This window comes from Pseudomonas sp. AC239 (assembly GCF_979258545.1).
Genome location: NZ_OZ409864.1, coordinates 465,999 through 479,621, shown reverse-complemented (window position 1 = coordinate 479,621; position 13,623 = coordinate 465,999). Strand labels below are relative to the sequence as shown.

The 13,623-nt window shown below is 59.2% G+C and carries 15 protein-coding genes; 9 read left to right on the top strand and 6 right to left on the bottom strand.

The annotated features are described in order from the left end of the window. Positions 1-103: 103 nt before the first annotated feature. Positions 104-685: a peptidase associated/transthyretin-like domain-containing protein gene (locus ACZ0AZ_RS02250; protein ID WP_039758104.1), complete on the top strand. Its 582-nt coding sequence runs from the start codon at positions 104-106 to the stop codon at positions 683-685. Here ACZ0AZ_RS02250 and ACZ0AZ_RS02245 read toward each other — a convergent pair. Next, the gene (locus ACZ0AZ_RS02245) at positions 682-1,863 is read right to left on the bottom strand and encodes an aminotransferase class V-fold PLP-dependent enzyme (protein ID WP_463538636.1); all 1,182 of its coding nucleotides are present in this window, start codon (positions 1,861-1,863) and stop codon (positions 682-684) included. The two genes, ACZ0AZ_RS02250 and ACZ0AZ_RS02245, sit on opposite strands and share 4 nt — an antisense overlap. A gap of 30 nt (positions 1,864-1,893) precedes the next feature. Continuing rightward, positions 1,894-2,130 carry a DUF3820 family protein gene (locus ACZ0AZ_RS02240; RefSeq protein WP_463538635.1) on the bottom strand — a complete coding sequence of 79 codons (237 nt, stop codon included), beginning with the start codon at positions 2,128-2,130 and terminating at the stop codon, positions 1,894-1,896. Between the two features lie 206 nt (positions 2,131-2,336). Here ACZ0AZ_RS02240 and ACZ0AZ_RS02235 point away from each other — a divergent pair, with 206 nt between their 5' ends. Next, positions 2,337-2,804: a ferritin-like domain-containing protein gene (locus ACZ0AZ_RS02235; protein ID WP_016773542.1), complete on the top strand. Its 468-nt coding sequence runs from the start codon at positions 2,337-2,339 to the stop codon at positions 2,802-2,804. A 123-nt stretch (positions 2,805-2,927) separates the two neighbouring features. On the opposite strand, the gene ACZ0AZ_RS02230 is transcribed toward ACZ0AZ_RS02235, so the two are convergent. Beyond that, positions 2,928-3,398, bottom strand: a complete 471-nt coding sequence (locus tag ACZ0AZ_RS02230) for a MaoC family dehydratase (protein WP_003227420.1) — start codon at positions 3,396-3,398, stop codon at positions 2,928-2,930. 43 nt (positions 3,399-3,441) lie between these two features. After that, positions 3,442-4,386, bottom strand: a complete 945-nt coding sequence (locus ACZ0AZ_RS02225; RefSeq protein WP_463538634.1) for an alpha/beta hydrolase — start codon at positions 4,384-4,386, stop codon at positions 3,442-3,444. A 225-nt stretch (positions 4,387-4,611) separates the two neighbouring features. On the opposite strand from ACZ0AZ_RS02225, the gene fadD2 reads away from it, so the two are divergent. Together fadD2 and fadD1 are read left to right on the top strand one after the other, a co-directional pair. Then, on the top strand, positions 4,612-6,300 hold the full coding sequence (gene fadD2, locus ACZ0AZ_RS02220; RefSeq protein ID WP_039758096.1) for a long-chain-fatty-acid--CoA ligase FadD2: 1,689 nt from the start codon (positions 4,612-4,614) through the stop codon (positions 6,298-6,300). Between the two features lie 347 nt (positions 6,301-6,647). Next, complete coding sequence (gene fadD1, locus ACZ0AZ_RS02215) at positions 6,648-8,345, top strand: long-chain-fatty-acid--CoA ligase FadD1 (protein ID WP_415761718.1); 1,698 nt, start codon at positions 6,648-6,650, stop codon at positions 8,343-8,345. 83 nt (positions 8,346-8,428) lie between these two features. On the opposite strand, the gene ACZ0AZ_RS02210 is transcribed toward fadD1, so the two are convergent. Next, positions 8,429-8,806 (bottom strand): hypothetical protein, encoded by a 378-nt coding sequence (locus ACZ0AZ_RS02210; RefSeq protein ID WP_016775519.1) that lies wholly within the window; start codon positions 8,804-8,806, stop codon positions 8,429-8,431. A 194-nt stretch (positions 8,807-9,000) separates the two neighbouring features. Here ACZ0AZ_RS02210 and ACZ0AZ_RS02205 point away from each other — a divergent pair, with 194 nt between their 5' ends. From ACZ0AZ_RS02205 to def, 3 genes are all read left to right on the top strand, one after another. Next, entirely contained in the window at positions 9,001-9,192 is a 192-nt protein-coding gene (locus tag ACZ0AZ_RS02205) for a CsbD family protein (protein ID WP_016775518.1), read from the top strand. 163 nt (positions 9,193-9,355) lie between these two features. Beyond that, positions 9,356-10,312 (top strand): YihY/virulence factor BrkB family protein, encoded by a 957-nt coding sequence (locus tag ACZ0AZ_RS02200; protein WP_123443670.1) that lies wholly within the window; start codon positions 9,356-9,358, stop codon positions 10,310-10,312. After that, a complete protein-coding gene (def, locus tag ACZ0AZ_RS02195; RefSeq protein ID WP_463538633.1) occupies positions 10,309-10,848 on the top strand; it encodes a peptide deformylase in 540 nt (179 codons plus the stop codon). The genes ACZ0AZ_RS02200 and def overlap by 4 nt, the downstream gene beginning before the upstream one ends. A gap of 98 nt (positions 10,849-10,946) precedes the next feature. On the opposite strand, the gene ACZ0AZ_RS02190 is transcribed toward def, so the two are convergent. Then, positions 10,947-11,363: a GNAT family N-acetyltransferase gene (locus ACZ0AZ_RS02190; RefSeq protein WP_039758088.1), complete on the bottom strand. Its 417-nt coding sequence runs from the start codon at positions 11,361-11,363 to the stop codon at positions 10,947-10,949. A gap of 322 nt (positions 11,364-11,685) precedes the next feature. Between ACZ0AZ_RS02190 and ACZ0AZ_RS02185 the strand changes: the two genes are divergently transcribed. Continuing rightward, complete coding sequence (locus ACZ0AZ_RS02185; protein WP_463570986.1) at positions 11,686-12,627, top strand: fatty acid desaturase; 942 nt, start codon at positions 11,686-11,688, stop codon at positions 12,625-12,627. A gap of 135 nt (positions 12,628-12,762) precedes the next feature. After that, entirely contained in the window at positions 12,763-13,554 is a 792-nt protein-coding gene (locus tag ACZ0AZ_RS02180; protein ID WP_415761721.1) for a phosphate/phosphite/phosphonate ABC transporter substrate-binding protein, read from the top strand. The last annotated feature ends 69 nt before the right edge of the window (positions 13,555-13,623 follow it).

Here is a 13,623-nt window from a genome sequence, read left to right as displayed (position 1 = left end):
TGCGCTGAAAAAAGTGCCTGTACACGCCGCGATACATAGTTACCGCACGCTGGCTTTATCACGGGGTTAACCTGCGTTCATCTTATGGAAGAGAGAACGCTTCATGGACGACCTTCAGTCTCTGACCCCTACGCCACAATTTCCTTATCAACCGAAGCCGCCATTCCCTGGTCACGCCGATCGGCCTGCAGCCCAGCCCGAGGTGCGCAATATCAGTCAGGGTGTCGAAGGTCTGCCGCTGATCCTGCGTCTGTCGCTGGTCGATGCGATGACCAGCGAGCCGGTCATCGGCGCGCTGGTGCGCATCCAACAGCGTGTCGATGGCGACATCAGCCTGGGCGGCAGTCAATCGACCGACAGCCACGGCATCGTCCGTTTCACCAGTGTCTATCCGGATCAACCGGCGCCCGGCAGTTCTTGCCTGAACCTGAACGTATTCATTCCCGGCGACGAAGCAGGTGCGCAGTCTCACCACGAGGCCTGGGCCGGCACTTTGCACTTGCCCGGCCGCTGCGGCTGTGTAGCTCCCGCCAAAGACGCTTTGCGACTGATGTTGCAGCCAATTGCCGGCGGAGAACTCGAAGACGGTGCCTTCGCCTGCCAGACCCTCGGCATCGATACCTTCGCCGTGTCGTCGCAGCTGGGTCTTGAAGGCTACGAAAAAAACTCCGGTGTGCCGTTCTAGCGCAGCTGGTTCAATGCGTGGACCAACTGCTCCATCTCGCCCGCTGTGGTGGTCAGCCCCGGGGTGATGCGGATACAAGGCCCGCACGCGGCGCCGGTGCGCACCACGGTGAACAGGTTGAATTCGCTGAGCAAGCGTTCGGCCATGACTTGTTGATCGGCATGCCGGGTGAAACGCAGCGCGGTGATCGCGCAATACAGTTGCGGGTCCTCAGGCGTCAGCACCTCGATGCCCGGCAGGTGCCGCACGGCGCTGACCCACAGGTTGCGCAGGTAATTCAGGCGTGCGCTTTTGGCGGCCGCACCGCCGAGGGCGTCGTGTTCTTCGAACACCAGCGGCAAGGTCATCAGCGCCGGGATGTTCGGCGTGCTGTACGAGGTGCGCGCGCGAATGTCGGTGGCCGGATAATGCATCTCGCCCATGTCCGGATCGATGTCGACCAGGCGCTGCGGGGCGATGTAAATGAAGCCAAGCGTCAGAGGCGCGCCGATCCACTTGTGCAGGTTGTAACCGGCGAACGCGATGCCCAAGGCTTGCAGATCGAATTCGATCTGGCCGAGGGCGTGGGCACCGTCGAGGATGATGTCGACGCCATGCTCTTTGGCCAATGCGGCGATGGCCTGCACTGGCATGACCAGGCCAGTGCGATGGGTGACATGGGTCAGAGCCATCAGTTTGAGTTTCGGGTGGCGGGTGAAAGCTTCGCGGTAGCTTTCCAGCAGGCTGTCGAAACTGGCGGGATGGTGGTGGGTAATCTCGATGACCTCAACGCCACGGTGTTTCGCCAGCCAGCGCATGGCGCCTTTGACCGTGTCGTACTCGAGGTCGCAGATCAGCACCTGATCGCCCGGTTGCAGGCGATTGTAATTGCGGATCAGCGATTGCAGGCCGTCGGTGGCGTTGCGCGTCAGGGCTACGCTTTGCGCGCGCACTCCAATCAGCTCGGCCAGTTGCGCGCGGATCTCAAGGTTGTCGTGCTGTTCGAAGCGCTGGCGCGCATAAACCGAGTTGCTGGTATTGATCAGCTCAATGTTGCGCTGGTACTCCTCGATCACCGTGCGCGACATGCGTCCGAAGTAACCGTTCTCCAGATTGACCGGGCCGGGCTGAACATCGTATCGGTCGGCGAATGTCTGCCAGAAGGCTTCGTCACGGGCGCGGCGGGTGTTGTCAGGCATGGTCGGCAAGGCTCAAGAAAGGAGGGCGCGTCAGTGGCGCGGGGCGGGTTTGCCGTGTTTGGCGCGTAACGGCTCGAGCAGGTCGGACAGGCCGTTGTGGTCGATCTCCTGCATCAGCGCCAGCAGGCCACCGAGTTCGCCCTTTGGAAAGCCTTCACGGGCGAACCAGTTCAGATAGGGGCCAGGCAGGTCGGCAATGATCCGCCCTTTGTACTTGCCGAAAGGCATCTCGCGGGTGATCAGCAGTTCGAGTTTTTCCGGATTCATCAGCACGCTTCATTCATTCACATAACAGCCTGGAAAATACAGGCATTCTGCATGCAGGCCAAATGACAGATCATGCAAAAAACCAGCATACAGATGGTTCAATCTTTTATAACTTATTGAAATTAAAGGACTTATTGCTTGAAGCGAAGCTGGCACGCACGCTGCAATATTCCTTGCATCTTCAACCCATCGCAAGGAATTGAAAAATGACCGACATGAATAAAGAAGCCATCTCTGTACTCAACGACCTGATTGAAACCTGCAAGGACGGTCAGGAAGGGTTCAAGACTTGCGCCGAAGACATCAAGCACCCGGAACTGAAAACCTTGTTCGTGCAGCGTTCCGCCGATTGCGCTACCGCAGCAGCGGAGCTGCAGGCTCAGGTGCGTTCGCTGGGCGGTGATCCGGAAACTTCGACCAGCGTTGCCGGTGATCTGCACCGTCGTTGGGTAGACGTGAAATCAATGTTCACCGGTAAAGACGAAGAGGCTGTGCTGAACGAAGCCGAGCGCGGTGAAGACCATGCGCTGAAGGCCTATCGTGAAGCGATCGAGAAGATCAACAAGCACAATCTGGTGGGCATCAAGGATCTGGTTGAGCGTCAGTACCACGGCGTACAACGCAACCACGACCAGGTGAAAGCCCTGCGTAACCAGGCTCGTGCGAACTCGTAAGCTGCACTGAAACAACTGTGGGAGCGAGCCTGCTCGCGAATTCGGTATGTCATGCAATGTTGCTTTTGCTGACACGACCACTTCGCGAGCAGGCTCGCTCCCACTTTTATTTTGTGCGACTGATCAACCGATACTGATCGCCGGCAATGTCGGCAACGTCACCGTCTGCTGTTTGCGCGGCGCGAGAATTTCCGCCTCGCCATCCACTACCAACTCATCACGCTGATTGAATACGCGCGTGGCAATGCGCACGCGGAATTTCGGCAGTTTTTCCAGAATCTCCAGGCGCACGGTCAGCGTGTCGCCGATCTTCACTGGCTTCTGAAAGCTCATCTGCTGACCGATATAAATGGTGCCCGGCCCAGGCAGCTCGCAGGCAACGGCGGCGCTGATCAGCGCACCGCTGAACATACCGTGAGCAATGCGCTCCTTGAACATGCTGGCGGCGGCGAATTCGGCGTCCAGGTGCACCGGGTTGTGGTCGCCCGACATCGCAGCAAACAGCTGAATGTCGCGCTCTTCGACAGTCTTGCTGTAGCTGGCGGTCTGGCCGACTTCAAGGGCTTCGTAAGGGATGTTGGTAACCTGGGTCATCGGTTTCGTTTCCTGTGACGGATTTCAGTGAATCCACAAAAAATTATTCGCTGCGCTGCGGGCGCCGGTGGCTCAGGGCCTGGTCGATCCAGTCGAGCACATCGGCGGTCACTTCGTCGCGATTGCTTTCATTGAACAATTCGTGCCGGGCCTGTGGGTAGATCTTCAGTTGCAGGTGCTGGCTGCCGGCCCTGCGCAAGGCATTGGCCAGATCAGTCAGACGCTTGCCCTCGCTCACCGGATCACATTCGCCGCCGATTACCAGCAGCGGCAGGCCCGGATCGATCTGCGCGAGATTGGACGCTTTGCTGATTTGCTGCAAGCCGCCGAGCAGGTCGATCCACAGCTGATTGGTGCAGCGAAAGCCGCACAACGGGTCGGCGGCGTACTTGTCGACCTCGACCGGATCGCGGCTCAGCCAGTCAAAACGGGTGCGCACCGGTTTGAATTTATTGTTGAACGAGCCGAACGACAGCCACTCGATCAATGCACTGCGGCCCTTGCCGCCCTGCCGCAGTTTTTCCAGCCGGGCAATCTGCCGGGCGGCGCGATACAGCGCCACTGGCTGGAAATTCGAACCGCTGAGAATCGCCCCGTGCAGACTGGCGCTGTGGTGCAGCAGATAGGCCTGGGCGATGTAGCTGCCCATGCTGTGGCCGAGCAGGATGATCGGCACGCCGGGATGTTGCTGGCCGATGTGCTGGTTGAGGCTGGCCAGATCGCCAACCACCTTGCACCAGCCATCGTCATCGGCGAAATGGCCGAGGGTGCCGTTGTCGGCGGTGTGGCCATGGCCGCGCAGATCCGGGGCGTACACGCCATAGTCTTTGTCGCAAAACGTGTCGGCGAGGCGGGCGTATCGAGCGCTGTGTTCGGCCATACCGTGGGCCAGCAGAATCACCGCTTTCAATGGCGTGGCCGGCAGCCAGCGGTTGACGTACAGGCGGCTGCGGTCACTCGCGTCCAGCCAGAAGGTGTCGTGGGTCATGGCGATTCCTTTGCTCAGCATCGCCACAGTGTATAGCGCGTCTGATCAGCTCACGCCACGGCAGGAAGATTCACGGGATCAATGAGGGCTTGCCTCATATTTGCCTCAATGGCCATAGCTGCTAGTGTCCGTGAAGCTCCGCTTTGTGCTTTTCGCCTTCAATGGACGAAGCAGAAACGACAGAAAGCGGCTCCCGGATCGGCTCAGGTAAAGAGGACAAGAACAATGCAACCTGATTTCTGGAATGACAAACGCCCGGCCGGCGTACCGCTGGACATCGACATGGGCGAGTTCAAGTCGGTCATTGAAGTGTTTGAGCGTTCCTGCAAGAAATTCGCTGACCGCCCGGCGTTCAGCAGCATGGGCATCACCCTGACCTACGCCGAACTTGAGCGCCAGAGCGCGGCGTTCGCCGGTTACCTGCAGGCCCATACCGATCTGGTGCCCGGGGATCGCATTGCGGTACAGATGCCCAACGTTCTGCATTATCCGATTGCCGTATTCGGCGCCCTACGCGCCGGGCTGATCGTGGTCAACACCAACCCGCTGTACACGCCGCGGGAAATGCGCCACCAGTTCAAGGATTCCGGCGCGCGGGCGCTGGTCTACCTGAACCTGTTCGGACAGAAAGTCCAGGAAGTGCTACCCGACACCGACATCCAATATTTGATCGAAGCGAAGATGGGCGACCTGATGCCCACCGCCAAAGGCTGGCTGGTCAACACCGTGGTCAGCAAAGTGAAGAAACTGGTTCCCGAGTATTCGCTGCCGCAAGCCACTTCGTTCAAAAGCGCGCTGCGCATGGGGCGCGGCCTGGGCATCAAACCGCTGAACGTCGGCCTCGATGACATCGCCGTGCTGCAATACACCGGCGGCACCACCGGCCTGGCGAAGGGCGCGATGCTCACCCACGGCAATCTTGTCGCGAATATGCAGCAGGTGCGCGCCTGCCTGGCTCAACTCGGCCCGGACGGTCAGCCGCTGTTGCGCGAAGGCCAGGAGGTGATGATCGCGCCGCTGCCGCTGTACCACATCTATGCCTTCACCGCGAATTGCATGTGCATGATGGTCTCGGGCAACCACAACGTGTTGATCTCCAATCCGCGTGACATCGCCGGCTTCATCAAGGAACTGAAAAACTGGCGCTTCTCGGCACTGCTGGGTTTGAACACTTTGTTCGTCGCGTTGATGGACCATCCCGATTTCAAGACTCTGGACTTCTCCAGTCTGAAGCTGACCAACTCTGGCGGCACTGCGCTGGTCAAGGCCACCGCCGAGCGCTGGGAACAGATGACCGGTTGCCGCATCACCGAAGGCTACGGCCTGACCGAAACCTCACCAGTGGCGTGCACCAATCCTTACGGCGACCAGTCGCGCCTGGGCACCGTCGGCCTGCCGGTACCAGGCACGCTGGTGAAAATCATCAACGATGACGGCGTCGAGCAGCCGCTGGGCGAGCGCGGCGAGCTGTGCATCAAAGGCCCGCAGATCATGAAGGGCTACTGGAACAAGCCCGAAGCCACCGCCGAAGTGCTGGATGCCGAGGGCTGGTTCAAGTCTGGCGATATCGCCGTGATCGACCCGGACGGTTTCGTGCGCATCGTCGATCGCAAGAAAGACATGATCATCGTCTCTGGCTTCAACGTGTACCCCAACGAAATCGAAGACGTGGTCATGGCCCACCCGAAAGTCGCCAACTGCGCGGTGATCGGTGTGCCGGACGAGCGGTCGGGGGAGGCGGTGAAGCTGTTTGTCGTGGCGCGGGAAACCGGCGTCAGCCTGGAAGAGCTGAAGGCGTACTGCAAAGAGAATTTCACCGCCTACAAGGTGCCGAAGCACATCGTGTTGCGTGAGTCGTTGCCAATGACGCCGGTAGGGAAAATTCTGCGGCGCGAATTGCGGGATATCGCCTAGGCCTGAACCGCTGCGCTTGTGACATTCGCGAGCAGGCTCGCTCCCACAGGTATCGATGCTTTCTGTGGGGGCGAGCCTGCTCGCGAATCTTTTGTGCCCGCTGAATTCGGGGGTTTTGGGGGGTTATAGGATTTTTGCTCTAAAATGACCGCTGGCAAGTCTTGAGTCATCAATATGACTGTAGGGCCCACGTTTGGCTCTGGTCGACCCTTGGCAAAGCTGCTACTCTCGGCGCGCTTTGTGACTTCTCGGCCTGTAAAACGCCGGATTCACCAATACAAAACACACACCAATAATAATCGCATCAAATGCGGTGAAGAATTCGCGTTGCTGAGGAGTGGGCTTCCATGATCGAAGACTTTTGGAAGGATAAGTACCCGGCTGGAATCGCAGCCGAGATCAATCCAGACGAGTATCCGAACATTCAGGCAGTGTTGAAGCAATCCTGCCAACGCTTCGCCAACAAACCGGCTTTCAGCAACCTGGGCAAGACAATCACCTACGGTGAGCTGTACGAGCTGTCCGGGGCCTTTGCCGCGTATTTGCAACAGCATACCGACTTGCAGCCCGGTGATCGAATCGCCGTGCAACTGCCTAACGTCCTGCAGTATCCGGTCGCGGTCTTCGGTGCCATTCGCGCCGGGCTGATTGTGGTCAACACCAACCCGCTGTACACCGCGCGGGAAATGGAACACCAATTCAACGACTCCGGCGCCAAAGCCCTGGTGTGCCTGGCGAACATGGCGCACCTGGCCGAAGCCGTGGTGCCGAAGACCGGGGTCAAGCACATCATCGTCACCGAAGTCGCCGACCTGCTGCCGCCGATCAAGCGCCTGCTGATCAACAGCGTCATCAAGTATGTGAAGAAAATGGTTCCGGCCTATCACTTGCCCAAGGCCATCAAGTTCAACGACGTCCTGAGCAAGGGCCACGGCCAGCCCGTGGCCGAAGCCAACCCGGACAGCGGCGATGTCGCCGTGCTGCAATACACCGGCGGCACCACCGGCGTGGCCAAGGGCGCGATGCTTACCCACCGCAACCTGGTCGCCAACATGCTGCAATGCAAGGCGCTGATGGGCTCCAACCTCAACGAAGGCTGCGAGATCCTGATCACGCCGCTGCCGCTGTATCACATCTATGCGTTCACCTTTCACTGCATGGCGATGATGCTGATCGGCAACCACAACATCCTGATCAGCAACCCGCGCGACCTGCCGGCGATGGTCAAGGAACTGTCGAAGTGGAAGTTCAGCGGTTTCGTCGGCCTGAACACGCTGTTCGTGGCGCTGTGCAATAACGAAGGTTTCCGCAAGCTGGATTTCTCCGCGCTGAAAGTCACCCTGTCCGGTGGCATGGCCCTGCAACTGGCAGCGGCGGAGCGCTGGAAAGCCGTGACCGGTTGCGCCATCTGCGAAGGTTACGGCATGACCGAAACCAGCCCGGTGGCGACGGTCAACCCGATCCAGCACATCCAGATCGGCACCATTGGTATTCCGGTGCCATCGACCCTGTGCAAAGTCATCGACGATGCCGGTGTCGAGCAGCCGCTGGGTGAAATCGGCGAGCTCTGCGTCAAGGGCCCGCAAGTAATGAAGGGCTACTGGCAGCGTCAGGAAGCCACCGATGAAATGCTCGACAGCGACGGCTGGCTGAAAACCGGTGACATCGCGCTGATCCAGCCGGACGGCTATATGCGCATTGTCGATCGCAAGAAAGACATGATTCTGGTGTCTGGCTTCAACGTTTATCCAAACGAGCTGGAAGACGTGCTGGCGACTTTGCCGGGCGTGTTGCAGTGCGCGGCGATTGGCGTGCCGGACGAGAAGTCGGGCGAGGCGATCAAGATTTTCATCGTCGCCAAGCCGGGCGTGACCCTGACCAAAGAGCAGGTCATGGACCACATGCGCGCCAACGTCACCGGCTACAAAGTGCCGCGTTCGGTGGAGTTCCGCGATGCGCTGCCGACCACCAACGTCGGCAAGATCCTGCGCCGCGAATTGCGGGATGAAGAGCTGAAGAAGATCAAGGCCAAGAGCGCCGCTTAAACAAAAAGCCCCGCAGATGCGGGGCGTTTTGTTGGTGAACTGATCGTTCCCACGCAGAGCGTGGGAACGATCAAGTGCAAATCCTACTGACGAAACGGCGCAAAATTCACATTGGTCCCCGCCGGTCGCATGTCCTGCAGGTACGAATCCTTGTCCGCACTCAATTCCAGGCTCAGCGCCGCCTTGCGTTTGCCTTCGTTGCGAATCACCAGGCCTTCGAGCTTTTCGCGCAGGAACACCGTGGGCACTTTCAGGTGCAGCAACTCATCGGTGGCCGGGGTGTGCAGCAGCAAGTGAATCCACTCGTACTGACCGATGGCCAGACGCGACACCGGCAGGTCGAACCACCAGATGTTGCGGTTACGGTTCAGTTCGGCGAAGTGGCAGTTGTTGGTGCCGAGCACGGCGCCGCCCAGTTCCTGGTTGCGACGGGCGATGGCCTGGGTTTTATTGAGCTTCATGACATTCCTGCGAATCGGTGTGCCGGGCGCGACGCCCGTAGGCTGAGCATTCTCGGGGCTACGCCGGCAAACATAAAGCGCAACCTGCGTGCCACGACGAAATGCCGGGAAAATAAATGAAACTTGGCGCAAAGCGAACCGGTCAATCGTTACGTAATGACTTTTCTTCCCTTTATGCTTCACGGAGAAACACCATGAGTAGCACAGGCGATAAAGTAAAAGGCATGGCCAACGAAGCCGTCGGCAATATCAAGCAAGGCGTCGGCAAAGCTACTGACAACGACAAGATGCGTGCGGAAGGCAAGGTTCAAGAGAAAAAAGGCGAAGCCCAGCAAGCGGTCGGCAACGCCAAGGACGCTGTGAAAAAGGGCGTCGACAAGGCGTAAGCGAGCCTTGAACGAATCACACGAGCGGCCATCCAAGGATGGCCGTTTCTGTATCAGAACCCTGCGGTCATCCGCCAAAGGCTCGTCAAACAGGCTACCTTGAGGTAAACAACGGCCCCTGAGTCGCCACGACTTCAACCTTTTGCGGCGCAAGGAGACGCGAATGATATTTCCGGACATGAAAGGTCTGCCCCTGCACCGGGTGATGGTGCGCACGGTCACTGAGTTCGTCGATGACGAAATGTCGACCTACGCCTCGGCACTGGCCTACCAGATGCTGTTCTCGCTGTTTCCGTTCATTCTCTTCCTGATCGCCCTGATCGGTTTCCTGCACCTGCCGGACTTTTTCTCCTGGCTGCGCCTGCAATCCGAACTGGTCCTGCCGCCGCAGGCGCTGGAACAGGTCAACCCGGTGATCGACCAGTTGCAGCAATCCAAGGGTGGCCTGCTGTCCATCGGTATCGTGATCGCCCTGTACACCGCATCCGCCGGCGTGCGCCTGATGATGAGCGCAATGAACGCCGCTTACGACGTGGTCGAAGGCCGGCCGATCTGGAAGCGTTTCCCTTTGTCGATCGTCTATACCGTCGGCATCGCCGGCATGCTGCTGATTGCCGCCGCGCTGATGGTGCTCGGGCCGCAGGTGATGGGATGGATTGCCGCACAAGTGGGGCTGGAAGACTTCATCGTCACGGTGTGGACGATTGCGCGCTGGCCGGTGATCGTGATTCTGATGATGGTCGCGGTGGCGCTGATCTATTACGTGATGCCCGACGTCAAACAGGACTTCCGCTTCATCACTCCAGGTTCGGTGCTGGCGGTAGTGGTGTGGATCCTCGCTTCACTGGGGTTTGCCTTCTACGTGAAAACCTTCGCCAACTACAATGCGATGTATGGCAGCATCGGGGCGATCATCGTGCTCTTGCTGTATTTCTATATCTCCGCCGCGGTGCTGTTGCTCGGCGCGGAAATGAATGCGGTGATCGAGCACATGTCCGCCGAAGGCAAGGACAAGGGCGAAAAAGCCCCTGGCGAGCCCGACGAATCCACCAAACAACACGTCTCGGGCCTGGGCCGCGATCATTCGCTCAAGCCGGACACTGATGAAGCGCGACCATGATTCGTGAAATTCTGAAAATGGGTGATGAGCGCCTGCTGCGCATCGCCCCGCCGGTACCACCGGAAATGTTCAACAGCGCCGAGCTTTGGCAACTGATCGACGACATGTTCCAGACCATGGAAAGCGTCGGCGGTGTAGGCCTGGCGGCGCCGCAGATCGGCGTCGACCTGCAACTGGTGATCTTCGGCTTCGAACACAGCGAGCGTTACCCGGACGCTGAAGCAGTGCCGCAGACGATCCTGATCAATCCGCTGATCACGCCGTTGAATCCGCTGATGGAAGAGGGCTTCGAAGGCTGTCTGTCGGTGCCGGGCCTGCGCGGCGCGGTGGAGCGCTATCAGCAGATCCGCTACGAAGGCTTTGATCCCAAGGGCGAGCTGATCGTGCGCGTGGCCTCGGGGTTTCATGCGCGAGTGGTGCAGCATGAATGCGATCACCTGATCGGTCGGCTGTACCCGTCGCGAATTACCGATTTCAGCAAGTTCGGCTTTACCGAAGTGCTGTTCCCGGACCTTGATCCCAACGCTGACGACTGATTGTCAGAACACCATCAACCCCTGTGGGAGCGTCAGAACCAGATTCGGCGCTGACACACCGCATTCGCGAGCAGGCTCGCTCCCACAGGGGAATTGCGTCAGGCTGCAGGATTGAGCCCCATCGCAATCATCGGCTTGCTCCGCGCATACCGGCTCAACCGCTCGGCCATTGCCTGCGGCAGCGCGGGGTCGAAGCTGAAGCCGCGCCGCTCATAAAACCCGCGCAGATCCGGATGGCAGAACAGCCACACCGGCTCGTTCACCTGAGCAACCGCCGCCGCCATCAACTGCGCAGCGACGCCCTGCTCACGACACTGCGGATCGACAAACAACCCCGTCAGCCAATGTCCGCCCGATACCGGACGCAGGCACAGCGCCGCTACAATCTCGCCGCGCCTTGCGACCCACAGCTGCGCCTCGCGCACGGCTTTCATCGACGATTGGTGGCTGCGGTAGAACTTGTTCATCAGCGGCCACAACGATTCGTCGAGCTGGCTGTAGTGGATGTCGGACATGGTTCGGACTGTCGGTTCGAAAAGCGCCGATTATAAAAGAACGCGCGGCTCGGGATAGGTGTATACCTGATCTCACATCCCTGTGAGTGGAGTACCGATCATGTCCAAAGGTATGGATTCAAAGAAAGCCGCGAAGAAGAAACCGGCCAAGACTGCGATTGAAAAACGCGCCGAGAAGAAAGCCAGGAAAGTCGACATTTTCGGCCATTGATCAACCCTTCGGAAGCCCGTCCCTCGGGCTTCCACGCCATCAAGAAAATAATCTGCAAGATTCCACCGCCTCGTTGCACAGAAGGGGACGATTCCCGTTCCGAGCAACGCCATGGCTTTTTACTTCGATGCCCAGCATCGCCAGCAGATCGAGACCCTGCGCCAGCGCTTCACCGCCCGCAGCGAATGGCCGACCTGGCTGTTGCTGATCGGTGTGTACGCCGGCTGGTTCGCCATCCTCCTCAACAGCGCCTGGCTGGGACGCGGCTTGAGCACGTTGCTGCTGATTCCGCTGCTGGTGTTGTGGTTGTCGCTGCAGCATGAACTGCTCCACGGCCATCCGACCCGCTCAACCCTCGTCAATAAAATCCTCGGCTACGCGCCTTTTGCCGTGTGGTATCCGTACACGCTGTATCGCGACAGCCACTTGCGCCATCACCGTGACGACGATCTGACGGTGCCCGGTGTCGATCCGGAAAGTCGCTACCTGACCTCTGCGAACTGGCAGGGCGGTTCGATGTTCGAGCGCAGCCTGCACCGGCTGAACAAGACGTTGCTGGGCCGCTTTGTGATCGGTGCGCCACTGGCGTTGACGGCGTTAGCACTGGAAGAGCTGCAGCGCTTGAGAAACGCTGATCCACAAGCCTGGCGGATGTGGCTGGCCCACGGTTGCGTCACTCTGCCGATGCTGGGTTTCGTTGCTCGCTTCAGCATTCTGCCGGTGTGGCATTACCTGTTCCTGATCAGCGTGCCGGCGCTGTCGATCGCGATGATTCGTTCGTTTCACGAGCATCGACCGCATGTACATCCCGAGCAGCGCACCGTGCTCAACGAAGCCGGCTGGCCATGGCGCTGGCTGTTTCTCAATTTGAATTTCCATCTGGTGCATCACGACTTGCCGGGGCTGGCGTGGTACGACTTGCCCAGGGTTTACCGGATGCACCAGGAACGCTGGATCGCGCGCAGCGGCGGGTTTGTCGTGCGGGGGTATGGGCAGTTTTGGCGGTGCAATGGCTTAAGAGCGATCGACAGCCCAGAGCATCCATTTCATTAATCCTGACACGCCACAAAACCCTGTGGGAGCGAGCCTGCTCGCGAAAGCGGTGTATCAGTCCAAAATGATTCTTAATGGGACAAAGCCTTCGCGAGCAGGCTCGCTCCCACAGGGTATTTCACTGGAAAAGCTTCGATGACCCAACACCACGCCGAACTACTGATGTACCCAGCTCCCGAGCCCGTCCGCGTGGCAAACGAGCAGTGGCTGGCGCGCATCGTTGAACACCTGGGCCACAGCCGTCTCGATGCGACAAACCTGACACTGCCCGAACTGTGGTTATCACCCGATCTGCTGCTCACCCAGACCTGCGGCTATCCGCTGATGACCGCGTTGCGTGGCCGGGTGCGCGTCATCGGCCGGCCGCGCTATGAACTGCCTGACGCCAGTGGCGGCGAGCATTGCAGCCTGATCCTTGGCCGCGCCGCTGACCCGCGCTACGCGCTTGGCGACTTTCGTCACAGCCGGGGCGTGATCAACAGCGAAGATTCCAACAGCGGCATGAACCTGTTGCGCCAGCGTCTGGCGCCCCTGCAGGAAAACGGCCGGTTTTTCGCCCGTGTCGGCATCAGTGGCGGTCACCGCGAGAGCCTGCGCTGGCTGCGCGAAAACCTCGCCGACTTGGCCGCGATCGATAGCGTCACATTTGCTTATATCGCCCGCCACGCGCCGGACGAAGTCTGCGATTTGCGCGTGGTTGCGCGCAGTGCGTTGAGTCCGACACTGCCGTTCATTACCGCTGCCGGAGCCAGCGACGCGCAGGTCGGACGGCTGCTCCAAGTGATGAATGACTCTTTGCATGAATTGCCTGGTGTTGTGCAGACCTTGGGTTTGGCTGACATTCAGCCGGCAACGGAAAGCGACTATGACGTGCTGCTCGATTACCAACGAGACGCTGAAGCGCAAGGCTACGGTCTGCTGCGCTAATTCACTAATCGAATATAAAAATAAGATTTAAATATTATTAGAGCATAAGGCGTCTTGCTACGATCGCGC

Coding starts and splice junctions, on each gene's coding strand:
- fadD2 (WP_039758096.1), top strand. CDS start 4,612: ATGCAACCTGATTTCTGGAATGACAAACGCCCGGCCGGCGTACCGCTG.
- ACZ0AZ_RS02200 (WP_123443670.1), top strand. CDS start 9,356: ATGATATTTCCGGACATGAAAGGTCTGCCCCTGCACCGGGTGATGGTG.
- fadD1 (WP_415761718.1), top strand. CDS start 6,648: ATGATCGAAGACTTTTGGAAGGATAAGTACCCGGCTGGAATCGCAGCC.
- ACZ0AZ_RS02210 (WP_016775519.1), bottom strand. CDS start 8,806: ATGAAGCTCAATAAAACCCAGGCCATCGCCCGTCGCAACCAGGAACTG.
- ACZ0AZ_RS02205 (WP_016775518.1), top strand. CDS start 9,001: ATGAGTAGCACAGGCGATAAAGTAAAAGGCATGGCCAACGAAGCCGTC.
- def (WP_463538633.1), top strand. CDS start 10,309: ATGATTCGTGAAATTCTGAAAATGGGTGATGAGCGCCTGCTGCGCATC.
- ACZ0AZ_RS02240 (WP_463538635.1), bottom strand. CDS start 2,130: ATGAATCCGGAAAAACTCGAACTGCTGATCACCCGCGAGATGCCTTTC.
- ACZ0AZ_RS02235 (WP_016773542.1), top strand. CDS start 2,337: ATGACCGACATGAATAAAGAAGCCATCTCTGTACTCAACGACCTGATT.
- ACZ0AZ_RS02225 (WP_463538634.1), bottom strand. CDS start 4,386: ATGACCCACGACACCTTCTGGCTGGACGCGAGTGACCGCAGCCGCCTG.
- ACZ0AZ_RS02185 (WP_463570986.1), top strand. CDS start 11,686: ATGGCTTTTTACTTCGATGCCCAGCATCGCCAGCAGATCGAGACCCTG.
- ACZ0AZ_RS02190 (WP_039758088.1), bottom strand. CDS start 11,363: ATGTCCGACATCCACTACAGCCAGCTCGACGAATCGTTGTGGCCGCTG.
- ACZ0AZ_RS02180 (WP_415761721.1), top strand. CDS start 12,763: ATGACCCAACACCACGCCGAACTACTGATGTACCCAGCTCCCGAGCCC.
- ACZ0AZ_RS02245 (WP_463538636.1), bottom strand. CDS start 1,863: ATGCCTGACAACACCCGCCGCGCCCGTGACGAAGCCTTCTGGCAGACA.
- ACZ0AZ_RS02230 (WP_003227420.1), bottom strand. CDS start 3,398: ATGACCCAGGTTACCAACATCCCTTACGAAGCCCTTGAAGTCGGCCAG.
- ACZ0AZ_RS02250 (WP_039758104.1), top strand. CDS start 104: ATGGACGACCTTCAGTCTCTGACCCCTACGCCACAATTTCCTTATCAA.